The sequence below is a fragment of the Anaerobacillus sp. ABR4_321 genome (assembly GCF_056158505.1).
The window spans coordinates 135,943-159,963 of sequence record NZ_JBSWTK010000001.1 but is presented as its reverse complement, the minus strand read 5'-3'; the positions used below and the strand labels follow the sequence as shown (position 1 = coordinate 159,963).

Genomic DNA, 24,021 nt, shown 5'->3' with positions numbered 1-24,021 from the left:
TGCAATGAACAGCTATGAAGAAGAATTGAGAGATGAACTCTTTATTTGGGAAAAAAAGATGACGCGTAAAGCTCCGTTATACTCTAGAGCTACTAAAAAACTTCAAAACAAAGTGAACGATGCGATACCTGAGCGTGTCCACACTGTTGTCACGAATAGTATTCGAACGATGGTGGAAGGCGTGCTTGCTGGCAATACGTACGCAGTGAAAGAGCCATTACAGAATCTCTCACTAAAAGAGAGGGACAGATTGGCGAAGGAAGCAACGGCCACTTTCAAACGAGTTGCCGCTGTTGAAGGAGCAGGAACTGGAGCAGGAGGCATACTGTTAGGGCTAGCAGATTTTCCATTACTATTGTCTATCAAGATGAAGTTTTTGTTTGACCTTGCTAGTATCTATGGGTACGATGCAAGGCGATTTGAGGAGAGAGTTTTCATCCTTACCATCTTTCAACTTGCTTTTTCTTCAGATAAAACCCGTAAAGAAATTTTCAAACGCCTAAAGAATTGGGAAGAGACGAGCCACCTTTATAAAGAGAAAGATTTCTTTAATGAGGAACACAACTGGAAGTCGTTTCAGCTTGAATACAGGGATTATATTGATCTACCGAAGCTACTTCAAATGATTCCAGGTTTTGGTGCGATCGTTGGAGCGTTCGTTAATTACCACTTTATCGATTGGCTAGGTGAAACTGCTATGAATGCCTATCGCTACAGAATGCTCGCTTCCTCATAAATTGCAAAAGAGCCGGCCAAAATGGCCGGCTCTTTTCACATTATTCAAAGCGAGCGTCGCTTAGGATGCGATCCATCTCTTCCATGTGATGCGTTTCGTCAGAGATCATATCGTCCAGCTTTACAACAAGCTCCGTGTACCCTAGCTCTTCAGCTTGGACTTTTCGCTTTTCATAGCGGTCGATCGTATCTTTTTCAGCTCTTCTTGCTTCTAAGAGCATTTCCTTAACATCACTTAGTTGTTTAACTTCCGCTGGTTTCGTTGTTGGTGTACCACCGAGCACCTTGATTTTTTCTGCAAGATACAGTGCGTGGCCCTGCTCATCAGCTATTTCACCTTCAAAGAAAGGTTTCAACGTTTGACGGTACAAGCCGGATACAACTGCCGCATTGTACGTATACATGATACTCGCAGCATATTCGTTCGCCAGGTCTTCATTTAACCCTTCGATTAGCTCCTGTTTCTTGTCTTCCATTCAAAACACCCTTTCTATACAAAATTCGTTCCACCTTATTTTTACCCATTCATGAATTTAATAAAACATGGAAAGAATAATTGGTGCTACATACTCTCATGTTTGCATCGGTGTTGAAGGGGTAATAGTCCAACTAGATGGTTAAACAGAAGGAGGACTTACCTTGAGTAAAATAGCGGTACTTATGACAAACATGTTTGAAGATGTGGAGTATACAAAACCAGCGGAGCAATTCAGCAATGCTGGTCATGAATTGACTGTCATCAGTCATAAAGCAGGTGAATCGTTAACTGGGAAGCAACAAGACGCTACGGTCACATCAGACAAAGGAATCGACGATGTAAATGCAGAGGATTTTGATGTGTTATTCATTCCAGGAGGATTCTCTCCAGATGAATTACGAGCCGACGATCGCTTTGTAAACTTTACGAAGAAAATGATGTATTTGAATAAGAAGACACTTGTGATTTGCCATGGTCCACAACTGCTAATTACTGCAGAAGCGCTACATGGTCGCAACATTACAGGGTTCAAGTCGATCCAAACAGATCTAAAGTATGCTGGAGCGAATGTTTTCGATGAAGAAGTTGTCGTATGTGGTGGAACATTAGTCAGCAGTAGAAACCCAGATGATATCCCTGCATTTATAGAAGAGTCACTGTCTGTAATGGACAGCTAAGGAGTGTATAGGTATGAGTGAGAAAAATCACCTTGTAAACAAAAACAGTGAATTAGATCTAAAAAAAGTGGACGACACGATGGATCGTATTAGTGAGGATCGAATCGATGATATTTTAAGTAATTTTGAACATTTCAAAGGGTACCTTGCTGATAAAGTAGAAGTGGGTGAAAAGCTTGGGCTGAGTGAAGAAAGGTTAGCTCAAGCTGCAGAGAAAGTGGCTGATTACTTAGCTCACAAAGAAGAGCCTAAGAACAGAGAAGAAAAGCTTCTTCAAGAACTATGGCTCGTAGGTGAAAAAGAGCACCGTCATGCTTTAGCTCATCTTCTTGTAAGAATGGTATTAAACGAAGATAACAAAAGCCGCTGAGTTTTCAGCGGCTTTTCTTTATGCGAAGATTCGACAGGTGCCTGTCACCTAAAACCTATACTTCTCCTGCGAGGACGGTCAAGTGTTCCGGAAGTAGTTCTAATGTGGAAGGGGTCGTGTAGTTTCGCTCTCCGTCACAATCAATTTTCTGTTCTGGATCTGCGGAAATACGCAATTCTCTCGTTTGGTAATGGATGATATCTTCATGCAAAGCAGGTTCCTTTGTGAACTTAGATTGAAAGAATGACCAAAATGTAGGAAGGGACGATTCTTTAATGATCAACACGTCGAATTTACCATCCGTAAGATTGTTCTCAGGGAAGAAAGCCTGTATGCCTCCTGTAAATGGTCCGTTTCCTACAAGCATCATCACTGCTTCGCCCTCAAATTGGTGCTCTTCTGCCTCCACTTTAAGATGGAATGGAGAAGGGTTGTTGATCGTCTGAGCAGAGCTGATATAATACGACAGCCTTCCGAACAGTTCTTTTGTATTCGGATCGATATTTTCAGAAGCCTGTGTGATCATCCCGATGCCCCAAAAGTTTAGGAAGTACTCTTTATCTGAACGTCCGACGTCGATGGTTTTCGTGATGTTCTGGATGATTTGTTCAACAGCAAGAATCGGATTCTGATTGATTCCTATCGCTCTTGAGAAATCATTACACGTTCCACCGGGGATGATTCCAAAGGTTGGGCGGTTCTGCTTGCTGCAGAGTGCATTTGCTAATTCATAGATCGTTCCATCTCCACCGGCTCCGATAATGATATCCACTTCTTCATTAATCTCGTCGACAATCTCAGCTCCATGTCCTGGATATTCGGTTTCATAAAACGTAAATTGCTGATAGTGTTCATCGAGCCTCGTTTTAATCGTATCGATTTGCTTTATCATTTTTTGATTACCAGCATTAGGATTTAGAATCAGGGCTGCATGCGCCAAAGTGGAAGCTCTCCTTTCATATGGTTTTTGGATTAGTATTCCCTAAATAACTTAAGCTTCTTCTCGAGGAAAATGCTCTTCATTGATTTCTTGTTTATAAGCATAAGTGAACGTAAGTGCTACTAATACTCCTCCGCCTATAAGGTTACCTATACTAGCAGGGACTAGGTTGAAGAATAGAAACTCCACCCACGTATATTCTGCCTTATTAAAAATAGCCGTACTGAAATAACCCATGTTGGCTACACTATGTTGGAAATTCCCTGCGACGAATATGATGACTGGGAGCGCCGTAGCGAGTACTTTTCCTGTTAAGTCTCTGGCTGCAGTTGCAAGGAATGCTGCCATCCCGATCAGCCAGTTTGCGATGACCCCAGATAGCAGAATCTGAAACCATCCCTTCGTTCCTTCAGATAAGAACTTCATCTTATGTTCGATATAGACGTTTAACTCTGTATAGAATTCAGGTGATAGTGAACCTGATAGTACCACTAAACCTCCAACTAAAAGTGCTCCAATTAAATTACCAATATAGCAAACTACCCAAAACTTCATGAGCTGTTTTGGAATCCAGAACTTTCTTTGCAGTATATAGCTTGGTAACAAGACGTTTACTTCTGTGAACAAAATCGCTCCTGAGATGAACACGATAGCATAGCCTGTTACAAAACCTGCTCCTGCAAGAAGATTATGTATGCCTTTCGTTTCCACCCCTAAAGCGATGAGGACAGATAGGATCGAACCAAAGGTAACGAAAGCTCCTGCTAATATCGATAAGATAAACTGCCTGTTGAGTGGTCTTGCACTATGAGACTCGCCCTTAACGATAAAGGTTTCAACGATTTGAGCAGGAAAATAAAATTGTCTTTCAGGATATGCTGCTTTTCCTTCCTGCCGTTTCGATTTATCTTCATTTGCCATAACAAGTCTCCTAACGTAATCGATTACTGCAAACGTAAATGCAGTTCATTGAAAAAAACTTTTTTTGGCTAGTATTCACTAAGACCGCTTGTGGGGTCATGAAGAATAGTAAGGGTAGGGAAAAAAGCGAGATGGTATCCACCTCGCCCTTTATTTAAAATTTCCAGTATCCTGTTTTCCCGTAATGAGTATAGAGATCTTCTTCAAATCGTCGGGTAAGGCGCTCGTTCAATAGATACTCTGGGGCATTTTCTATTTTGTCTTTCGTTACATTTACGACTACACTACGGTCATTCCAATGGATTTCTTCAATCCATTCGGTAGATAACAATACTTTCTTTCCACCTAAAAAGTTTTTCGTATCTACAACAAAATATCTAAGCTTCCATGTTTCATCGTCAAAGATAAAATCATCAACATGGCCGATTTCGCCATCGATTGCTTGTATATGATAATTCGAAACTTCTTTCGTACTGCGAAGATGGTTATCTTCATCGCTAGTATCCTCATGAGAGACTTCAAGTTCTTGAACGTCCATGTGAGGGTTAGGGTGCATCCCGCTCCCCCATGCGCCTGTGCCTACCCAATAGTAAGGCCAGCCGTAATGCTTGTTCATAGACATTTCATGCTTTCTAGATATCGGTTGATCCGTATCGATCGAGGGGCTGTTTTTTAGCTCCTCCGTCGAAAGTGAAACGGAAACTGTTTCTTCATCATGAGTAAGCTTTTCGATTGAGTATGGTGATATTAACACCTTTTTTCCAGGTAGCCAATTATGCGTGTCGACAACTAGGTACCTTACTGTCCAATGCTCGTCATCAAAATAGAGTTCTTTCAGCGCACCTTTTTCTCCGTCGCTTGTATCGATATTGTATTTATAAACTTCATTTTCACTTACAAGCATGTGCTAACACTCCTGTATAATTATTTCTGCTGTAATGAAAATACCCTTGAGTCGTTCTAGTTAAACGCTTGGGGAATCGACATGGTACGTTTTAACATAGGGTTTGCCTCTGAAGACTGTTTTCGGTAATCCTTTATCTGTATTACGGTGTTTATGAGCGGTGTTGTAAGCTTCGGAGGATTGCCAGTTTTTGAAGTCGTCCTCACTACGCCAGAAGGTGGCGACGATGTAGGGGTCATTAGGATCAACGGGCCGTAAAATTCTGATGCCTTCACAGCCCGGTTCGTTTTCAACCTTTCCTGCCCTGTTTTTGAATCGATCTTCAAAGGTTGGGCGTTCGCTTTCTTCCACTGGTATATGGTTTAAGACGACAAATCTAGGTTCAGTAACATTCCCTTTTTGGTCGAGTATGTCATACTCTTTCCCACTTTTAAAAACGGGTTGTGATGCGGTTTGGTGATAGAGTGCTGCACCGTCATCATCAACTAATAAAAACATCTCTTCGTTATACTCTTCTTTTATTTTTAATAAGTAATCGTATGTACCGTATGTAACATAAACCTTCATGCTATACACCCTTTCTACAATAAGATAGGAAACGCCTGATACTTTACCCATTTTTGGCGAAAACTAAACAGAACTGTCAAATTATGATGTACAAAAAACATAGTCGGTGATGTAAGCTTAATTTTATTCGACTTGTAAGGAGGGTGCCGTACATAATGAAAAAGCTAGGGATAGGCTTAATTGCGACGATTGCTGTTTTTCTAGTAGGATTGCTAGGGTATCTAGGCATTCTACTTGCAGGTAATTATGCGATCGATGAGAAAAAGCTTGTGATGAATTCAGCGACTAAGCTTGTAACACCTAAAGACGAGCTTATTACAAAGCTATATATTGAAAATAGAGATCCTGTATCGATCGAAGATATACCAGAGCACGTACAAGAAGCTTTTATTGCGACGGAAGATAGTCGCTTTTATGATCATCATGGACTTGATATAAAAGCGATCGGTCGTGCGTTATATCGAGATATCTTGGCAGGTGAGAAAGTTGAAGGCGGTAGTACGATCACGCAACAGCTTGCAAAAAACGTCTTCTTAACAAACGATAAGTCTTGGTTAAGGAAAACAAAAGAAGCCGTGATTGCGATCAATCTTGAACGCAACTACAGCAAAGAGAAAATCTTAGAGATGTATTTGAATCAGATTTATTTTGGACACGGTGCATATGGAATACAGTCCGCTTCTAAACTCTATTTCAATAAGAAGACGACTGAACTCAGCATAGAGGAAGGCGCGCTATTGGCAGGGCTTCCTAAGGCGCCTTCTAACTATTCCCCGATCGAACGTCCGGAGAAGAGTAAAGAAAGAAGAGACCTGATTTTATCCCTTATGGAGAAGCAAGACTATTTAACCGCTGAAAAAGCTGTTCGCTTACAAGGGAAAACGGTGGCGTTAGACATCGCAGAGGTCACGAAAGATCCCTCGTTTTTAACTTACGTAGATATGACACTAGATGAGGCGAAAACGAAATATAACCTTTCGAATGAAGAAGTATTAAGGGGCGGATATAAAATCGTCGTCCCAATGGACGTCACGCTACAGAAATCCGCATATTCAGAGTTTCAGAATAAAGCGCTATTCCCAGGAAGCGATCCTAACACGCCTCCAGAAGGTGCTTTAACGATGATGGATGTTAAAAGCGGTGGTGTACTTGCTGTTCAAGGGGGCAGGAACTACGTTCAAAAAGGGTTGAACCATGTGAATGCACGAAGACAGCCAGGCTCATCGTTTAAACCGATCGCTGTCTATGGGCCGGCTCTCGATAAAAAAGAGTACGAGCCCTACACGCTTTTACAAGATAAGAAAGAAGAGTATAACGGCTATTCACCATCTAATTACAACGGCCAATACTCAGGTGAGATGCCACTGTATGACGCAGTTAGAGTTTCTGCGAATGCGCCAGCGGTCTGGCTTTTAAACGAGATCGGGATTTCTTATGCTAAATCTTATTTAGAAAAAAGCGGCATTTCGATTGAAGATCAAGATTTGAAGATTGCCCTTGGCGGCATCGACAAGGGAGTCACTCCATTTGAAATGATGGAAGCATATCGACCTTTTGCTTATGAAGGGGAAAGAATAGAACCCTATTTTATTGAGAAGCTCTACGATCACGATGGTGAACTTGTAGGTGAAGCAAAGCCTGAGAAAGAATCCGTTTATAAAAAACAAACGGCTTGGTACATGACGCGTATTCTTGAAGGAGTTGTGAAGAACGGTACTGCCCAAAGTGGTAAGGTGAACACAGCTCTAGCAGGAAAAACGGGAACAACTTCATTTGAAGGAGTAAAAGGCGGCGTTAGAGATGCTTGGTTTGTTGGTTACACACCAGAGATTGTAGGCTCCGTCTGGATGGGGTATGACAGAACAACAAAGGACCAATACCTCAAAGGCGGCAGCGAATATCCTGTACAGCTGTTCAAAAAAGTTGTGAACGCAAGTGAAGCTAAAACGAAGGCCTTTAAAAAACCTGAAGATGTAAAAGATATGGAGAAGCCTGTCAACCTTCCTGAAATCGATGACTTAAAAGCTGATATCGATTTCTTATATGGTCTACCAGCAGTAACATTAAAATGGACGGCTTCTTCAGATGATCGAGTGGAGTATGCCATCTATGAAGTAAAAGACGGTAACAGAAAGAAGATTGATTCAGTGACAGGAAAAGGCGAATACACGAAACATTCCGTTTCTTTCTTCGGCTCTGTATCATATCAAGTCGTACCTGTTAATCCACTTACAGACCAAGAAGGAACGCCTTCGAATGAAACGTCGATCCGTCTTTTTGATCGATTTATGGACCGCAATGAAGAGGAAGCAGGGTAGTAATCTACAAAAGAGGGTAATAATGTGATAATACCTCTTAATCAAGGTTTTCAGTGTGTTAAGGTAAGAAGTGTAAACGGCATCAAACAAGGACAATTTTATGACAGTTTATTTCAATGACTATACACGTAAGACATGCACAGCTATAGTATGTAGGGATGCATAAATGAACGTAAAGCACTAAGAGTGTGGGAAAGGTGGACAACGATGAGTAAAGCGCCATTCAATGATCAATTTCTTCGCGCATGTCGCGGGGAGGAAACAGATTTTACGCCAGTCTGGTATATGAGACAAGCTGGACGATATCAGGCTGAATATAGAAAGATTAGAGAAAAGTACTCTTTTCATGAAATGAACTTAAATCCAGAGGTTGCTGCAGAAGTAACAAGGTTTGCCGTCGAGCAGCTAGGTGTAGATGCGGCGATCCTATTTGCAGATATCATGACTCCACTTCCATCAATCGGAGTCGATGTTGAAATTAAAAAAGGGATTGGTCCTGTAATCGACAACCCGATCCGCACCGTATCAGATATCGATCGACTAGGAGAGTTAGATCCGCTTAAGGATGTTCCGTATGTCATGGAAACGATCAAGATGCTTCGTGAAGAGTTATCTGTACCTTTGATCGGTTTCAGTGGTGCTCCTTTTACCGTTGCTAGTTATATGATAGAAGGCGGCCCTTCTAAAAACTATTACAAAACGAAAGCGCTTATGTACTCAGATCCTGAAGCATGGCACCGTCTTATGGATAAATTAGGAGATATGACGATCGCGTATCTTAAAGCCCAAGTACAAGCTGGCGCTCAGGCGCTTCAATTGTTCGATTCTTGGGTTGGAGCTCTAAACGAAGCTGATTATAGAACGTACATAGCGCCAGTCATGAATCGTATTTTCTCTAGTCTTAGAGAGACCGGTGTTCCTCTTATCATCTTCGGTGTCGGAGCGAGCCATCTTATTCAAGAATGGAACAAGCTCCCTGTCGATGTGATTGGGATCGATTGGAGAATCACGATTAAGAATGCACGAGTGAAAGAGGGAATCACTAAACCTCTTATGGGCAACCTCGAGCCAGCATTGCTTCTTGCGCCTTGGGACGTGATCGAAGAGCGTACAAAAGAAATCTTAGATCAAGGGATGCAGGATCCTGGGTTTATCTTCAACCTCGGTCATGGTGTATTCCCGCAAGTTGAAGTTGAAACGTTGCAGAGATTAACTCGTTTTGTACACGAATATACAAGTAAGAAATAGGCAGGGGAACGGGAGGTAAACTATGCCGAAACGAACAATAGGTCTCCTTGTAATGGCTTATGGTACACCGCGGAACGAAGCGGAAATCGAACCATATTATACTCATATTCGAAGAGGGAAAAGGCCGACAGAGGACATGCTACAAGATCTAGTTGAACGGTATGAGGCAATCGGGGGCATTTCTCCGCTGTATGAGATTACGAAAGAACAATCTGAGAAGCTTGAGGTCAGGATGAATGAGCTTTTTGGAGAAGACATTGTGTTTAAGAGCTATTTAGGCTTGAAGCATATCGAACCCTTTGTAGAAGATGCAGTGAAGAATATGCAGAGAGATGGCATCCAAGAAGCGATCAGCATCGTTCTTGCGCCACATTATTCGAGTTATAGTGTACAAGCTTATAATGATAGAGCGAATAAGGCTGCTGCAAAGCTAGGGTTCCCGCATATCCACTGCATCGACGAATGGTACACAGAGCCAAAATTCATTCAATACTGGGTTGAACAACTAAACTCCTGTTTGAGAAAGCTAGATGACAAGGAGAAGAAAAAGACTGTCGTCATCTTTACTGCTAATAGCTTACCTGAGAAAGTATTGCAACACGGAGACCCTTATCCTTCCCAATTAGAAGAAACTGCAAGTCATATTGCTACAAGAGCGGGTATCCAAAATTATGCTGTTGCGTGGCAAAGTGAAGGAAATACACCAGAACCTTGGATCGGTCCTGACGTTCAGGATTTAACTCGGGATCTATTTGAACAAGAAGGGTATACAGGGTTCATTTATTGCCCGGTTGGTTTCGTGGCAGATCATCTCGAAGTACTCTATGACAACGATTATGAATGTAAGCAGGTAACAGATGAGCTAGGGGCTACCTATCATAGGCCTGATATGCCGAATGCACGAGACGAATTTATAGAGATATTAGCTTCTGTTGTGACAAAAGAATTAATAAAAAAGAAGATGATAAATCATGAATAATAAAGAAAAACGAATTGTGATAGTTGGCGGGGGTATCACTGGCTTAACTGCCGCGTACTATCTTCAGAAAGAAATGAAAGACTCCGGCGAACCTTTTCAGATTACACTTCTCGAAGGCAGTGAACGCCTCGGAGGGAAGATTCATACCGACACAACCAATGGTTTTGTGATCGAGAGAGGCCCTGATTCATTTCTAGCAAGAAAGAAGAGTGCCGCGACGTTAGCGAAAGAGGTAGGGCTAGAAGATCAGCTTGTACCTAACTCGACCGGTAACGCATTTATTTTAAATAACGATCAGCTCTATCCCATTCCTGGTGGATCTGTAATGGGGATACCAACGGAAGTAGCTCCGTTTGTTTCGACGCGTTTATTCAGCTTGAAAGGAAAACTAAGAGCAGCCCTCGACCTAGCACTCCCAAGACGAGATAGTCATGGCGAGGACCAATCATTAGGTCTTTTCTTCAGAAGAAGATTGGGTAATGAAGTCGTTGAAAATTTGATCGAACCATTATTATCAGGAATTTATGCTGGGAATATTGATAAATTGAGTTTGATGTCTACGTTTCCTCAATTCTATGAAGTTGAAAAGAAGCATCGTAGTTTAATATTAGGGATGAAGAAGACAACGCCAGCTTCAAGGAGAAAAACGGGTAAAAAGAAACCAGCATTTTTAACGATTAAATCAGGGCTGCAATCGCTAGTAAAGGCGATTGAAGATCACCTAACTGAAGTAGATATTAGAAAAAATACTAAAGTTGATTCGATTGAAAAAGATGGAGAGTCATATAAGCTTACAACGATGAGCGGTGAACAGATCGAGGCTGATGCTGTGATCGTTACGACTCCACATCAGCAAGTGACAAAGATGTTCAGGGATCACGAGGAAGTTGCTCCATTAGAAGATATGCCTTCAACAACTGTGGCAACAGTAGCTATGGCTTTTCCGGAAGAAGCAGTTAAGAAATCATTAGATGGTACAGGATTTGTCGTATCTAGAAATGCCGATTATACGATTACGGCTTGCACGTGGACACATCGAAAATGGCAGCATGCTGCACCGAAAGGGAAAGTCCTTCTTAGGTGCTACGTAGGTAGAGCGGGTGAGGAAGAAATCGTTGAGAAGAGCGATGAGGAAATTGTCCAAACCGTTCTAAATGATTTGAATCAAATCATGGAAATTGAAGGGCACCCAGAGTTCTACCGCATTACGAGATGGCGTGAGGCTATGCCGCAGTATGAAGTAGGACATAGAAACCGCTTTGAGGAAGTACAAACAGGATTAAGAAGTAAAATGCCTGGCGTCTTTCTCGCAGGTGCTTCCTATGGAGGAGTTGGGCTTCCTGATTGTATCGATCAAGGAGTCGAATCCGTAACATCAGTCGTTTCATACCTCAGTAGTCACAAGTAGATTCACCAATTGGTGAATCTTTTTTGTGCGGCAGTAGTAACTGTATATAGGATAGTCTCTTTGCGTCTCTAATGATAAAATGAAATGGCAACATATAGAAAAAGGAGACTTGGCAATGTTAGATATGGCAAGACCTCTACTTGTGAATATTGCGATGCTATTTTCAGTGCTATTTATCTGGAACATGGTCATGCCTTTTACACGGTCAAGGTCGTTAAGTTTAAAAGATAAAATCTTATATGGTGTGATTAGCTCCTTAATGGCCCTTTTGTGTATGCTGTTTCCGTTAGAGAAATTCGGAGATACTGTATTTGACCTGCGGGTGGTTCCTCTCATTCTTGTTACGTTATATGGAGGAGCAGTCCCGGGAGTCATCTGTGCTGTCGTTATCTCGATCACTCGATTCTCAATGGGCGGGGAGTTCGCTTATGTAGGTGTCAGTTTAGCGATCATTGCATTTGTCTTAGCTTGGGGATATAGAGGTCTATTCGAAAGGTCGATCCAGAAATGGAATGTTATCTTAAAAGTAGGCAGTATCTTTATCATTACTTATATATCGATCATCTTATGGTTAGTAAAACCATCAGAACCGTACTTTTATCCGATCTATTTTCTGTCTTTTGCAATCGCCTATTTTTTTATTTTCTATTTAACGGAGAAACTTGTTATCATTAACCTCCAGCTCGAGGAGACAGTCTATCTTGAAAAACTCTCTGTTGCTGGAAAAATGGCTGCTTCAATTGCCCACGAGATCAGAAATCCACTCACAACGGTTAGGGGACTTCTTCAATTTATTTCTACAGGTGCAAAAGATCAGCAGGTGAAAAAATATGCGCCACTGATGCTAGATGAAATCGATCGAACGAATAAAATTATTACCGATTACCTGACTCTCATCAAACCAACAAAGTTGGATCATGTTGAGGTCCATTTAAATAAAGTTGTCAGTGATACGATCGAGTTGACATCCGTTCTAGGGGTTTACCATGCTGTTAAAATTTCTTACGAAGAGAACGGTGATTTCAGGATCTTAACCAATCCTCAAGAGATGAAACAGTGTTTGATCAATCTAATTAAGAATTCCATCGAAGCGATAGAGAAAGATGGACTGATCGAAATCTCTCTGCAGAATGGAACAAAGAGAAACACGGTCGATATCGTTATAAAAGACAATGGATCTGGCATGAGTGATGAAGAGCTAAAAAAGATCGGCCTTCCCTTTTACACTACGAAATCAAAAGGTACTGGTTTAGGTACGATGATAACAAATAGACTCATAAGAAATATGAATGGAAAAATATCGTATGAAAGTACGATTGGTTTGGGAACGACCGTTACGGTAACGCTCCCTACATTAAAATAAAGGGGGAGGACAATGGGATTTGACCGAAAGATAAGCATTATCAATGCTGCAGAAAAATCTTTTTCAATGTTTGGATACAAAGCAACAACGATGGACCAAGTAGCGAAAATAGCGAATGTGGGAAAAGGGACGATCTACACTTTTTTTCGGAATAAAGAAGAGCTTTTCAATGAGATCGTAAACCAGATGGTGAGTGAGATGAAAGAGCTTGCTCAAACCTCGATCAATGAAGAGGATACGTTTTTTGAGAATCTTCATAGAGGCTTGTTCGATGTACTTGAGCACCGGAAGGAACATAAACTCGCAATTAAACTATCACAAGAAGTTCGAGAGATAGGAACGCCAGCTGCTTTAGAAGCACTCAATCTTGTAGAACAAGCGATTACGTCCTTTATTAAGCAAGAAATCGAGCGAGGAATACGGAACAATGAGATAAAAGAATGCGATCCTTCTCTCACTGCATTCCTGCTTTTCAAAATGTATATCGCTCTCGTGTTTGATTGGGAGAAATCAAACCGTTCTCTGACAAAAGAAGAAATTGCACACCACATCGAGTTATTCACGATGGAAGGGATTAAGAAGGTATAAAAGATCCTATTGCCTAAATAAAAAAAGGATGATATATTACTATCTGTAGTTAAAATGACTAAATTTTAATTTTGGTCAAAACGTAGTCGAGATAGTATGGATTGTTCTTTTTTTTAGCATTAATGACCAAATGACAAAATTGGTCATATAGACAATAGGAGGTCATCAACTATGAATTTTCGTCATCTCCGTTCTGAGTGGCGTGCATTGTTCACTAATAAAAAAATTCTCATACCTGTTCTAGCAGTCCTATTCATCCCTGTTTTATACAGTGGTATGTTTTTATGGGCATTCTGGGATCCGTATGAAAATCTCGATCAAATTCCTGTCGCTGTTGTAAATGAGGATAGCGGTGCTGATTTTGAAGGAGAGCATATTGAAATAGGAAATGAACTAATAGAAAAGCTGAAAGAAAATCCGCAATTCAAATGGGACTTTGTTGATGAGGAAAAAGCGAATGAGGGTCTCGAAGATCAGACCTACTATATGAAGATTCAGATCCCTGAAGATTTCTCAGAACGATCAACGACTGTGCTTGATGAAAAGCCTGAAAAACTTAATTTAGAGTATGTGCCGAATGAAAGTTTTAACTTCCTTGCGGGGCAAATAGGTGGTACAGCTGTAGGTGAAATCAAGTCTCAAATCGCGAACAATATAACAGAGAATTATAGTGAACTTGTTTTTGATACGTTTAGCGAGATTGCAGAGGGGTTGTCAGATGCATCAGATGGTGCAGGAGATTTAGCTGATGGCTCTTCAGAATTAAAAGATGGAACAGCGCAGTTAAAAGCAAATCTAGCAGAGTTAAACAATGGATCGATCGAAATCACGAATGGCGTGAGTGAATTACAAAATGGATCAGAGGAACTTGCAAAGGGGTTAGACGAAGCGAGTCAAGGTTCCACTACTTTGTTAACAACATTGAAAGAAAGACAATCTAAAGTAAATGATCTAACTGTTGGTGCCAATCAAGTCAGTGATGGTGTGACAAAGTTAAACGATGGTTTCAATGAATTTAAGTCAGGGCAAGAAAGCCTGGCAAGTGGAGTGAAACAAAGTCAACAAGGCATCGAACAAATTTTAACGAACCTTAAGGAAAAATCGTTAGAAGTGACCGCTTTAGGTACGACTGCTGAAAGCATAAAAGAACCGATTGTTAATGGTGGTCAAGGAGCTGCTCAAGTTTCAAAAGAGCTTCAGGGCGTGATTCAAGGTATTCAATCAAATGATGCTTATACAGAAGAAGAGAAACAAGCGTTGATCAGTCAACTGCAACCAATCGCAGAAAAATCTGCAGGTGCCGCTCAGTCCATTCAGGAGGGAGCTACAACGTTAGAAACCGTTTCAAAGGGTGTTTCTTCAAGCATAAGTGAGATGAAAACGAGTCAATCAGAGCTTATTTCGGCACTAGAATCTCTATATGATGGACAAGTAAAGCTTGAACAAGGTCTCGATCAGTTTGGAACAGAGATAAATGATGCGAAAGAAAAGGTATCAAAACTTGAAGCCGGTGCTGCTCAAGTAGCTCAAGGAACGAGCGACGTGTCATCTGGCTGGCAAGATATGATAACGAATGTAGGAAAACTCAATAGAGGTGTTGTTGAATTATCTAATGGATCAGAGAAGCTCGTCACCGGTTTAACCGATTTAGAAGGAGGAACGTCTGATCTAACAACAGGTGCAGGCAAGCTTCTAGAAGGGTCAAAAAAGGTAGATAGTGGTGCTGAAAAAGTAAGTGACGGATCGAACGAACTTCATACTAAGCTAGATGAAGCTGCCAAAGAAACGTCTCAAACAAAAGCAGATGAAGAAAACTACAACATGTTTGCAGACCCAGTCGATGTAGAAAGTGATGCAACTTCTTCTGTTCCAAACTATGGAACAGGTTTCGCTCCATACTTTCTGTCCCTCGGATTATTTGTAGGCGCTCTTCTTATGTCGATCGTCTTCCCGCTTCGGGAACCTGCAGCAGATCCTAAGTCTGCTTTAGGATGGTTTGTGAGTAAGTATGGAATACTTCTTACAGTAGGCGTTATTCAAGCAGTGATCGCGGATGCCGTATTACTTTATGGATTAGGAATCGAAGTTAAGAGCGTACCGTTATTCGTCATGTTTTCAATTGTTTCGAGTTTAACGTATATGGCGATGATCCAGTTTTTCGTGACGACGATGGGCGATCCTGGACGCTTTGTCGCTATTATTATTTTGATTCTGCAATTAACGACAAGTGCAGGTACATTCCCACTTGAGTTAATTCCGGAGAGTCTTCAAATCTTTAATTCATGGCTTCCGATGACGTACACCGTTTCTGGACTCAAGGCTGTAATCTCTAGTGGAGATTTTGCATTTATGTGGGATAACGTATGGGTATTAGTCGGGTTCACCACTATATTCATAGTTGGGACAATTGTATTTTTCTTCATGGAAATGAAAAAACGCAAAGCTCAGAGGTTTGATGAACCTGCTGTAACGAAATAAAAACTACTAAGCCTTCTCGATTGTGAGAAGGCTTATTTCTTTGAATTATACTGCGAAAAAGGATAGAGTATTAGTAAGATTGTAATAGTATCGTTCAGTTTGAAACGAGCACGTTAGGGTATTCACTTAGAATAGGAATTTTTAAGGAGGCAGGGTGAAGGGGAAGAATGATTACTTTTAAAAATGTTAGCAAACAATTTCCTGATGGAACAACTGCTTTAAAGGACATTAACTTACATATTGAAAAAGGCGAACTTTTGACCTTGATCGGTCCAAGTGGTTGTGGAAAAACAACGACTATGAAAATGATCAATCGGTTGATCGAACCAACAGGAGGTCAGATCTACATAGACGGCATACAGATTGCCGAGCAGGATCCAGTAGAGCTCAGACGAAGCATCGGGTACGTGATTCAACAAATTGGGCTACTACCACATATGACGATTGCAGAGAACATTTCGTTGATACCGAAGCTAAAGAAATGGGAGAAAAATAAAATTGATAAACGTGTTGATGAGTTATTGGACCTTGTTGGACTAGAGCCTTCAACATTTCGCTCTCGTTATCCTCTAGAGTTAAGTGGAGGACAACAGCAGCGTGTGGGGGTTATCCGTGCTTTAGCTGCAGAGCCTCCGATCATACTGATGGACGAGCCTTTTAGTGCTCTTGATCCGATCAGCCGCGAACAGCTCCAAGATGAATTGATCAAACTGCAGAAGGAGATACAAAAGACGATTGTTTTCGTAACTCATGATATGGACGAAGCGATGAAGATCGCTGACCGTATCGCTATCATGAAAGACGGCGAGATCCTCCAGCTCGATACTCCTGATCGTATTCTGCGCCATCCCAAAAATGAGTTTGTCCGTGATTTTGTAGGTGATGAACGAATTGCTAAAGGACAAACGCCTTCAGCTCGTGATTTGATGATCCGAAAAGTCGCTACTGTGAAAGATAGCCGTGGCCTAGCCGAGGCATTTCGATTAATGAAGTCAGAACGCGTCGACAGTCTTGTCGTTACAGGTCCTGAACAAGTTTATCAGGGAGTGATTACACTTGAGGTGGTTCAAGAGCATTATGAGGATGACTCTAAGCGCATCGTCGATGTGATGAGTGAACCTGAACCTGTTACGAGTGATACGGTTTACCCAGAAATCGCAAAACGGTTTGCTGAAGAAACAGTGAAGATGATTCCGGTAGTGAATGAGAAAAAGCTTGAAGGTGTCATCACAAATGGCAGTATGATGAGAGGGCTAGCCGGTCTCGATCAAGTGAGTCAGCGAAAGGAAGGTGCCCTAAATGAATGATCGAAATTTCTTTGTTTTGTTCATTGAAACCATTCAAGGCCGATGGGATGATATTCTAGTTGCCCTACAAGAACATCTCTTTCTATCGTTCATATCGATCGTGATCGCAATCGTAATATCAGTTCCACTTGGCATCTTTATCTCTCGAAGAAAAAAACTTGCAGAACCGTTTATCGCAATTTCAGCGATCTTTCAAACAGTACCAAGTTTAGCGCTTTTTGGTTTTTTAATTCCTTTCCTAGGAATTGGAAACACAACTGCAATCATCGCTTTGACAGTTTATGCGTTGCTCCCAATCTTGAGAAATACATACACTGGAATCACTTCAGTCGATCAATCCTCGATCGAAGCCGGTAGAGGTATGGGGATGACGAATTTGCAGATCCTTCAGAAAATCGAGATTCCTCTTTCTTTACCTGTTATTATGGCAGGTGTAAGAACTGCGACTGTATTGACGATTGGTGTTGCAACGTTAGCCACGTTCGTTGGCGCTGGAGGACTTGGAGACATCATCTATAGAGGACTTACATCGAACAAGGATGAGCTTGTGTTAGCTGGTGCACTTCCAGCTACGATTCTAGCATTAGGGTTCGACTTGATCTTAAAGTTATTAGAAAATGCAGCAACTCCAAAAGGGATTAAAGCAAAAAAATAAAGGGGAGATTAATTTGAAGAAGTTTACGGTATTCATTATTGGCCTCGCTATGGTACTGGCTGCTTGCGGTAACGATAGCGGAAGTAGTGAGGATGATCCAATCGTTATTTCAGGGAAGCCATGGACAGAGCAATATATATTACCGCACCTTATTGGTGAATACATAAAGGCGAATAGCGATTATGAAGTCGAGATCGATGAAGCTGTAGGTGAGGTAAGTGTTATCCATCAAGCTTTAGTGGATGGCGATGTGGACATGTATGTTGAGTATACGGGAACAGGGCTTGAAACGGTCTTAAAAGATACTGCGGATTCTAGTGAATCTGCTGATGATATCTTTAATCGTGTTAAAGAGGGGTACAAGGACGAATTCGACCTCGTTTGGCTTGAGCCGCTAGGTTTTGAGAATGGTTATACTCTTGCGATCACACAAGAAACGAATAAAGACTTGAATGCTGAAACGTACTCAGACTTAGTGCCAGTATCGAACGAAATGGTATTTGGAGGACCACACCCATTCTATGAACGCATCGATGGTTACGAAGCGATGGTAGAAACGTATGGATTTGATTTTAAAGAAACAGAAAGTCTTGATCCGAACATCATGTACGATGCTTTGAATGAAGGCGAAGTAGATGTGATTCCTGCTTTTACAACAGATGGTCGTATCGCTCGTTTTAACCTTGTAAGTACGGAAGATGATAAGAACTTCTTCCCACCTTATTACGCTGCACCTGTTGTAAGACAAGAAACGCTGGATTCTCATCCAGAGTTAGCTGATATTGTGAATGAACTAGCAGGTAAGATCTCTGAAGAAGAAATGTCTGAAATGAACGCGAAGGTTGACCTGGATGGAGAAGAGCCGGAAGATGTCGCGATGAACTTCTTGAAAGATAAAGGTCTTATCGACTAAAGGGAATAGTGAGGAGAAGTCATTATTTTCTACTTAAAAACGTGCAGATCAGTGATCTGCACGTTTTTTTATAGTATTTTACTTAAGAATGCTTTTGTTCGTTCATTTTGTGGATTTTTAAAGATTTCTTCCGGTACATTTTCTTCTACAATGTAGCCTCCGTCCATGAACAGTACGCGATCTCCTACTTCTCTTGCGAAGCCCATCTCGTGAGTAACGACTACCATCGTCATTCCTTCTTTAGCAAGCTGCTTCATAACTTCGAGCACTTCTCCGATCATTTCAGGGTCAAGCGCTGAAGTCGGTTCGTCAAACAGCATGACGCTTGGTTCCATAGCTAGTGCTCTAGCGATGGCAACACGTTGTTTTTGACCACCAGAGAGCTCGCCAGGGTAGCTGTTTGCCTTCTCCTTTAGTCCTACTTTTTGAAGCAGTTCCAAAGCTTGTTCTTTGGATTCTTGTTTGTTGTTTCCCTTTACTTTGATAGGTGCAACCGTGATATTTTCAAGAACAGTTTTATGTGGAAAGAGATTAAAGTGCTGAAAGACCATTCCGACATCTTGCCTAACTTTGTTAATTTTGGTCTTTGGATCAGCGATATCATGACCATTCACGATGACGCTACCACCGGTTATATCTTCTAATTTATTTAAACAACGAAGAAACGTACTTTTACCTGACCCAGATGGGCCCACAACACAGACGACTTCTTTTTCATTTATTTCAGTATTGATCTCTTTTAGAACTTCTAAATCACCGAATGATTTCTTTAAGTTTTTAACTTGAATGATACTCATGTAGTATAGCCCCTCTCGACAAAACTCTTTCTGCCTATTAGATACTGAAGAATAGACCTATTATACCAATTTTCATACTAGAAATAAAAGAAGCTCGCTTCGCATCCCTCATTTGTACTTCAATAGAATCTCTTATATAATAGGTTGTGAAAACGTTTGCGCAATTTTATGATCAGGAGGGTTTCGACGTGGGGAAGCAATGGTGGAAAGATAGTGTCGTTTATCAAATATATCCAAGAAGTTTTAATGATAGTAATGGTGACGGTATCGGTGATATTAAAGGAATTACAGAGAAACTCGATTACTTAAAAGAACTAGGGATCGATGTCGTGTGGTTGTCACCAGTATATCAATCACCAAACGATGACAATGGGTATGATATTAGTAACTATAGAGAGATTATGGATGAATTCGGTACAATGAAAGACTGGGAAGAGATGTTGGATGGTATGCATAAGCGTGGCATTCGACTCGTGATGGATCTCGTTGTTAACCATTCTTCAGATGAGCATGCATGGTTTGCAGAATCTCGTAAATCAAAGGACAATTCATATCGAGACTATTATATTTGGCGTCCTGGTGTTGATGGACATGAACCAAACAACTGGGGGTCGATCTTCGGTGGGTCTGCATGGCAGTATGATGAGACGACTGAAGAGTATTACCTTCATCTTTTCTCAAAGAAGCAGCCAGACTTAAACTGGGAAAATCCAACGTTACGTGAAGAAGTGTATGAACTGATGAGCTTCTGGCTCGATAAAGGTGTTGATGGTTTTCGAATGGATGTCATCAACTTCATATCGAAAGAGCCTGGTCTTCCTGATGCTGAAGTAACTTCACCTGATAAATACCAGTGGGGTGGTGACTATTTCGTTAATGGGCCGAAATTCTTTGAGTATATGAAAGACATGAACGAAAGGGTATTGAGCCAGTATGGAGCCATGACGGTAGGGGAGATGCCGCTTGCTACACCTGAAGATGGTGTGAAGTATACAGACGAAAAAGATGGTATCGTCAGCATGCTGTTTCAATTTGAACATATGGACGTAACGAGTGGTCCAGGAGGAAAATGGGACCAGCAGCCATGGAAGCTGACAGATTTAAAGAAAATCATCTCTAAGTGGCAAACCGAGTTACATGGTAGAGGTTGGAACAGTCTTTATATGGAAAATCATGATCAACCTCGATCTGTATCTGTCTTTGGTAATGATCAATCGTATCGCGTTGAATCAGCAAAAATGCTTGCAGCCTGGCTTCACTTGCTTCAAGGAACGCCATACATCTATCAAGGTCAAGAGCTTGGTATGACAAATGTATACTTCGATTCGATTGAGGAATATAAAGATATCGAAACACTGAACATGTATAAAGAAGAGGTAGAAGAAAAAGGGAGAGAGCATGAGGAAATCCTTCAAGCTATCCATAAAAAAGGACGAGACAATGCTAGAACGCCAATGCAGTGGACAGATGAGCAGCATGCTGGATTCACCTCTGGCACACCATGGATTAAACTTAACCCGAACTATACCGAAGTGAATGCAAAAAAAGCATTGAGCGACGAAAACTCAACGTTCTACTTCTATAAAGAGCTTATTCGCCTAAGAAAAGAACACGACATCATCGTTCACGGTGATTACAAACTTCTACTAGAAGACAACGAGCAATTGTACGTCTACAAAAGAACATACAAAGACCAAACACTCGTTGTAGCCGCTAACTTCTCAGGCGAAAACGTAACACTTGAACTAGATGAATCATTGCAAGGAGGCAACCTCCTTATCAAGAACTATGAGAGTACTTCGGATAAATTAGAAGCGAACTCTACTATGCGACCGTATGAGGTAAAAGCTTACTTATTATAATAAAAAATTTCTAATTAACACCATCGAAGTATCAAGAGGAAATTATTTTGAATAATGCTCATAATCCCGTTGATTGGAGCGGAAGGATGCTCGACTCCTGCGGGATGAGCGGGACAGGTGTGACCCCACAGGCGCGCGGCAGAGCGCCGAGGAGGCACACCGGCCGCCCCGCGGAAAGCGAGCATCCTGGAGCGGAAATCAGCTCCTGCACTCCGATGTGTTTTGATCTTAATCTTAGCGCGGTATTCACCGCGCTTTTTTATTTGTTGAAAATTCATGATTGAAAACTCATTTTCGAGGGAAGATAATTTTGTGGTCTAGATGTTTTTTTGTAAAATCAGACATCTTTCCTTTTTCTTTTTCGAGCACTCATGTATAATAATGAATGTACATTTGTTCAAAAGACATTTTACTAAATTTCACAATAAAAAAAGGAGTGTATACATATGACAACAAATCAAATGGATTCACTTGCAGTAAATACAATTCGTACTTTATCCATCGATGCAGTCGAAAAGGCTAACTCTGGACACCCAGGAATGCCGATGGGAGCTGCGCCGATGGCATATACATTATGGAGCCAGTTCATGGATCACAGTCCATCTAACCCAGAGTGGTTTAACCGTGATCGTTTCGTCCTTTCAGCAGGACACGGCTCAGCGCTACTCTATAGCATGCTTCACTTGTTCGGCTACGATGTTAGCATGGAAGATCTTAAATCTTTCCGTCAATGGGGTAGTAACACTCCAGGACACCCTGAGTTTGGTGAAACTCCAGGAGTCGATGCTACGACTGGTCCATTAGGACAAGGACTTGCAATGTCAGTCGGAATGGCTATGGCAGAGCGTCATCTAGCAGCGACATACAACAGAGATGACTTTAACGTGATCGATCACTACACTTATAGCATTTGTGGTGACGGAGACTTAATGGAAGGTGTTTCATCTGAATCAGCTTCATTAGCTGGTCACCTTAAGCTTGGCCGTCTAATCGTTATGTATGATTCGAACGATATCTCTCTTGACGGTGAATTAAACCAGTCATTCTCAGAAGATGTTCAAAAGCGTTATGAAGCTTATGGCTGGCAAGTGATTCGCGTTGAAGACGGTAACGATATGGCAGCAATTGCTGATGCTCTAAAACAAGCGAAGAGCAACACAGAGCAGCCAACTATGATCGAAGTGAAGACAACGATCGGTTATGGTTCTCCGAATAAAGGTGGAAGCAACACATCTCATGGTGCACCACTTGGATCAGATGAAATTTCTCTAGTAAAAGAAAACTACAACTGGTCTTATGAAAATGACTTCCATATTCCTGAAGAAGTGAAGAGTGTCTTCGCAGAGCTTAAGGAAGAAGGAGATAAGAAAGAGAAGCAGTGGAACGATCTTTTCGCTAGCTATAAAGAAAAATACCCTGAACTAGCTGCACAGTTGACAGCAGCAATCAAAGGGGAGCTTCCTGAAGGATGGGATAGTGAAATTCCTTCTTATGAAAAAGGTACGAGCACTGCTTCACGTGCTGCATCTGGTGAAGTACTAAATGCGATCGCTAAGAACAATCCACAAATCTTCGGTGGCTCTGCTGACCTAGCTTCTTCTAACAAGACGATGCTTAAGGGCGAGAATGATTTCTCAGCAGCAGATTATAGCGGAAGAAATATCTGGTTCGGTGTTCGTGAATTCGGAATGGCAGCTGCGATGAACGGTATCGCACTTCACAAAGGTCTTAAGATCTTTGGCGCGACATTCTTTGTATTCTCTGATTACCTTCGTCCTGCACTTCGTTTATCAGCATTGATGGGTGTACCAGCAACATATGTGTTCACTCACGATAGCGTAGCAGTTGGTGAAGATGGACCAACGCATGAGCCTGTAGAGCAGCTAGCTTCTCTTCGTGCGATGCCTGGATTATCTGTTATCAGACCAGCTGATGGTAACGAAACGGCTGCGGCTTGGAAAGTAGCACTAGAATCTTCTAAGAATCCTACAGCACTTGTTTTGTCTCGTCAGAACCTTCCTGTAGTAACTGACTCTCACGAAGAAGCTTACGAAGGCGTTAAGCGTGGTGCTTACATCGTGGAAGGCAGCACAAATGCGGATGCTCTTCTACTCGCATCTGGTTCTGAGGTTGGTCTTGCAGTTGTAGCACAAAAGCTTCTTGAAAAAGAAGGAATCACGGCTTCTGTAGTTAGCATGCCAAGCTGGGATCTTTTCGAACAGCAGTCAGAAGACTACAAGAAAACAGTGTTGCCTGATGATGTAACTGTTCGTCTTGGAATTGAAATGGGAGCATCCATGGGCTGGGATCGCTATGTAGGACAACAAGGTGATGTCCTAGCGATCGACCGTTTCGGAGCTTCAGCACCAGGAAATACGGTCATCAAAGAATTTGGCTTCACTCCAGAAAACGTCGTTAAAAGAGTAAAAGCAATGCTATCAAGATAACACTTGAGAGGCTTTCAGAAGGCGAAAAGGTCTTTCTGAAAGTCTTTTTTAAAGGTGTTTAGGTGG

21 protein-coding genes are annotated in these 24,021 nt (G+C 41.6%); 15 read left to right on the top strand and 6 right to left on the bottom strand.

Features of this window, described 5'->3' with window-relative positions; translation table 11 throughout:
* Positions 1–4 precede the first annotated feature (4 nt).
* Positions 5–736, top strand: a complete 732-nt coding sequence (locus ACXADT_RS00810; RefSeq protein WP_270182449.1) for an EcsC family protein — start codon at positions 5–7, stop codon at positions 734–736.
* A 40-nt stretch (positions 737–776) separates the two neighbouring features.
* Here the strand turns inward: ACXADT_RS00810 and ACXADT_RS00805 are convergent, their stop codons facing one another.
* A complete protein-coding gene (locus ACXADT_RS00805; protein WP_270182450.1) occupies positions 777–1,211 on the bottom strand; it encodes a ferritin-like domain-containing protein in 435 nt (144 codons plus the stop codon).
* Between the two features lie 163 nt (positions 1,212–1,374).
* On the opposite strand from ACXADT_RS00805, the gene ACXADT_RS00800 reads away from it, so the two are divergent.
* Positions 1,375–1,890 carry a type 1 glutamine amidotransferase domain-containing protein gene (locus ACXADT_RS00800; protein WP_474832931.1) on the top strand — a complete coding sequence of 172 codons (516 nt, stop codon included), beginning with the start codon at positions 1,375–1,377 and terminating at the stop codon, positions 1,888–1,890.
* Positions 1,891–1,903: 13 nt separating this feature from the next.
* On the top strand, positions 1,904–2,260 hold the full coding sequence (locus ACXADT_RS00795; RefSeq protein ID WP_270182452.1) for a DUF3243 domain-containing protein: 357 nt from the start codon (positions 1,904–1,906) through the stop codon (positions 2,258–2,260).
* A gap of 55 nt (positions 2,261–2,315) precedes the next feature.
* Here the strand turns inward: ACXADT_RS00795 and ACXADT_RS00790 are convergent, their stop codons facing one another.
* The 4 genes from ACXADT_RS00790 to ACXADT_RS00775 form a co-directional block, all read right to left on the bottom strand.
* Positions 2,316–3,200, bottom strand: coding sequence for a diacylglycerol/lipid kinase family protein (locus tag ACXADT_RS00790; RefSeq protein WP_270182453.1), 885 nt, complete (start codon positions 3,198–3,200; stop codon positions 2,316–2,318).
* Between the two features lie 51 nt (positions 3,201–3,251).
* A complete protein-coding gene (locus tag ACXADT_RS00785; RefSeq protein ID WP_474832929.1) occupies positions 3,252–4,121 on the bottom strand; it encodes a formate/nitrite transporter family protein in 870 nt (289 codons plus the stop codon).
* A gap of 154 nt (positions 4,122–4,275) precedes the next feature.
* Complete coding sequence (locus ACXADT_RS00780) at positions 4,276–5,025, bottom strand: PRC-barrel domain-containing protein (RefSeq protein WP_474832928.1); 750 nt, start codon at positions 5,023–5,025, stop codon at positions 4,276–4,278.
* Between the two features lie 60 nt (positions 5,026–5,085).
* The gene (locus ACXADT_RS00775; protein WP_474832926.1) at positions 5,086–5,592 is read right to left on the bottom strand and encodes an antibiotic biosynthesis monooxygenase family protein; all 507 of its coding nucleotides are present in this window, start codon (positions 5,590–5,592) and stop codon (positions 5,086–5,088) included.
* Between the two features lie 155 nt (positions 5,593–5,747).
* Between ACXADT_RS00775 and ACXADT_RS00770 the strand changes: the two genes are divergently transcribed.
* From ACXADT_RS00770 to ACXADT_RS00725, 10 genes are all read left to right on the top strand, one after another.
* Positions 5,748–7,910: a transglycosylase domain-containing protein gene (locus ACXADT_RS00770; RefSeq protein ID WP_474832925.1), complete on the top strand. Its 2,163-nt coding sequence runs from the start codon at positions 5,748–5,750 to the stop codon at positions 7,908–7,910.
* Between the two features lie 207 nt (positions 7,911–8,117).
* On the top strand, positions 8,118–9,158 hold the full coding sequence (hemE, locus tag ACXADT_RS00765; protein ID WP_270182458.1) for a uroporphyrinogen decarboxylase: 1,041 nt from the start codon (positions 8,118–8,120) through the stop codon (positions 9,156–9,158).
* A gap of 22 nt (positions 9,159–9,180) precedes the next feature.
* On the top strand, positions 9,181–10,137 hold the full coding sequence (hemH, locus tag ACXADT_RS00760; RefSeq protein ID WP_474814209.1) for a ferrochelatase: 957 nt from the start codon (positions 9,181–9,183) through the stop codon (positions 10,135–10,137).
* Complete coding sequence (gene hemY / locus ACXADT_RS00755; protein WP_474832923.1) at positions 10,130–11,545, top strand: protoporphyrinogen oxidase; 1,416 nt, start codon at positions 10,130–10,132, stop codon at positions 11,543–11,545. Before hemH ends, hemY begins: the two co-directional genes overlap by 8 nt.
* Positions 11,546–11,660: 115 nt before the next feature.
* A complete protein-coding gene (locus tag ACXADT_RS00750) occupies positions 11,661–12,908 on the top strand; it encodes an ATP-binding protein (RefSeq protein ID WP_270182461.1) in 1,248 nt (415 codons plus the stop codon).
* Positions 12,909–12,920: 12 nt separating this feature from the next.
* Positions 12,921–13,496 carry a TetR/AcrR family transcriptional regulator gene (locus ACXADT_RS00745; protein WP_270182462.1) on the top strand — a complete coding sequence of 192 codons (576 nt, stop codon included), beginning with the start codon at positions 12,921–12,923 and terminating at the stop codon, positions 13,494–13,496.
* Positions 13,497–13,667: 171 nt separating this feature from the next.
* Complete coding sequence (locus ACXADT_RS00740) at positions 13,668–15,974, top strand: YhgE/Pip family protein (RefSeq protein WP_474832922.1); 2,307 nt, start codon at positions 13,668–13,670, stop codon at positions 15,972–15,974.
* 167 nt (positions 15,975–16,141) lie between these two features.
* Positions 16,142–17,281 carry an ABC transporter ATP-binding protein gene (locus ACXADT_RS00735; protein WP_270182464.1) on the top strand — a complete coding sequence of 380 codons (1,140 nt, stop codon included), beginning with the start codon at positions 16,142–16,144 and terminating at the stop codon, positions 17,279–17,281.
* Entirely contained in the window at positions 17,274–17,936 is a 663-nt protein-coding gene (locus ACXADT_RS00730) for an ABC transporter permease (RefSeq protein ID WP_270182465.1), read from the top strand. The genes ACXADT_RS00735 and ACXADT_RS00730 overlap by 8 nt, the downstream gene beginning before the upstream one ends.
* A gap of 13 nt (positions 17,937–17,949) precedes the next feature.
* The gene (locus ACXADT_RS00725) at positions 17,950–18,849 is read left to right on the top strand and encodes an ABC transporter substrate-binding protein (RefSeq protein ID WP_333489749.1); all 900 of its coding nucleotides are present in this window, start codon (positions 17,950–17,952) and stop codon (positions 18,847–18,849) included.
* A 68-nt stretch (positions 18,850–18,917) separates the two neighbouring features.
* On the opposite strand, the gene ACXADT_RS00720 is transcribed toward ACXADT_RS00725, so the two are convergent.
* Positions 18,918–19,646: an amino acid ABC transporter ATP-binding protein gene (locus ACXADT_RS00720; protein WP_270182466.1), complete on the bottom strand. Its 729-nt coding sequence runs from the start codon at positions 19,644–19,646 to the stop codon at positions 18,918–18,920.
* 188 nt (positions 19,647–19,834) lie between these two features.
* On the opposite strand from ACXADT_RS00720, the gene ACXADT_RS00715 reads away from it, so the two are divergent.
* A complete protein-coding gene (locus ACXADT_RS00715) occupies positions 19,835–21,508 on the top strand; it encodes a glycoside hydrolase family 13 protein (RefSeq protein WP_474832920.1) in 1,674 nt (557 codons plus the stop codon).
* A 446-nt stretch (positions 21,509–21,954) separates the two neighbouring features.
* Positions 21,955–23,955, top strand: a complete 2,001-nt coding sequence (tkt, locus tag ACXADT_RS00710) for a transketolase (protein ID WP_474832918.1) — start codon at positions 21,955–21,957, stop codon at positions 23,953–23,955.
* Positions 23,956–24,021 lie beyond the last annotated feature (66 nt).

Excerpts from the sequence above, each read along its gene's own strand:
- ACXADT_RS00810 (WP_270182449.1), top strand. The coding sequence starts at position 5 with ATGAACAGCTATGAAGAAGAATTGAGAGATGAACTCTTTATTTGGGAA.
- ACXADT_RS00805 (WP_270182450.1), bottom strand. The coding sequence starts at position 1,211 with ATGGAAGACAAGAAACAGGAGCTAATCGAAGGGTTAAATGAAGACCTG.
- ACXADT_RS00795 (WP_270182452.1), top strand. The coding sequence starts at position 1,904 with ATGAGTGAGAAAAATCACCTTGTAAACAAAAACAGTGAATTAGATCTA.
- ACXADT_RS00785 (WP_474832929.1), bottom strand. The coding sequence starts at position 4,121 with ATGGCAAATGAAGATAAATCGAAACGGCAGGAAGGAAAAGCAGCATAT.
- ACXADT_RS00780 (WP_474832928.1), bottom strand. The coding sequence starts at position 5,025 with ATGCTTGTAAGTGAAAATGAAGTTTATAAATACAATATCGATACAAGC.
- ACXADT_RS00775 (WP_474832926.1), bottom strand. The coding sequence starts at position 5,592 with ATGAAGGTTTATGTTACATACGGTACATACGATTACTTATTAAAAATA.
- ACXADT_RS00770 (WP_474832925.1), top strand. The coding sequence starts at position 5,748 with ATGAAAAAGCTAGGGATAGGCTTAATTGCGACGATTGCTGTTTTTCTA.
- hemE (WP_270182458.1), top strand. The coding sequence starts at position 8,118 with ATGAGTAAAGCGCCATTCAATGATCAATTTCTTCGCGCATGTCGCGGG.
- hemH (WP_474814209.1), top strand. The coding sequence starts at position 9,181 with ATGCCGAAACGAACAATAGGTCTCCTTGTAATGGCTTATGGTACACCG.
- hemY (WP_474832923.1), top strand. The coding sequence starts at position 10,130 with ATGAATAATAAAGAAAAACGAATTGTGATAGTTGGCGGGGGTATCACT.
- ACXADT_RS00750 (WP_270182461.1), top strand. The coding sequence starts at position 11,661 with ATGTTAGATATGGCAAGACCTCTACTTGTGAATATTGCGATGCTATTT.
- ACXADT_RS00745 (WP_270182462.1), top strand. The coding sequence starts at position 12,921 with ATGGGATTTGACCGAAAGATAAGCATTATCAATGCTGCAGAAAAATCT.
- ACXADT_RS00740 (WP_474832922.1), top strand. The coding sequence starts at position 13,668 with ATGAATTTTCGTCATCTCCGTTCTGAGTGGCGTGCATTGTTCACTAAT.
- ACXADT_RS00735 (WP_270182464.1), top strand. The coding sequence starts at position 16,142 with ATGATTACTTTTAAAAATGTTAGCAAACAATTTCCTGATGGAACAACT.
- ACXADT_RS00730 (WP_270182465.1), top strand. The coding sequence starts at position 17,274 with ATGAATGATCGAAATTTCTTTGTTTTGTTCATTGAAACCATTCAAGGC.
- ACXADT_RS00720 (WP_270182466.1), bottom strand. The coding sequence starts at position 19,646 with ATGAGTATCATTCAAGTTAAAAACTTAAAGAAATCATTCGGTGATTTA.
- tkt (WP_474832918.1), top strand. The coding sequence starts at position 21,955 with ATGACAACAAATCAAATGGATTCACTTGCAGTAAATACAATTCGTACT.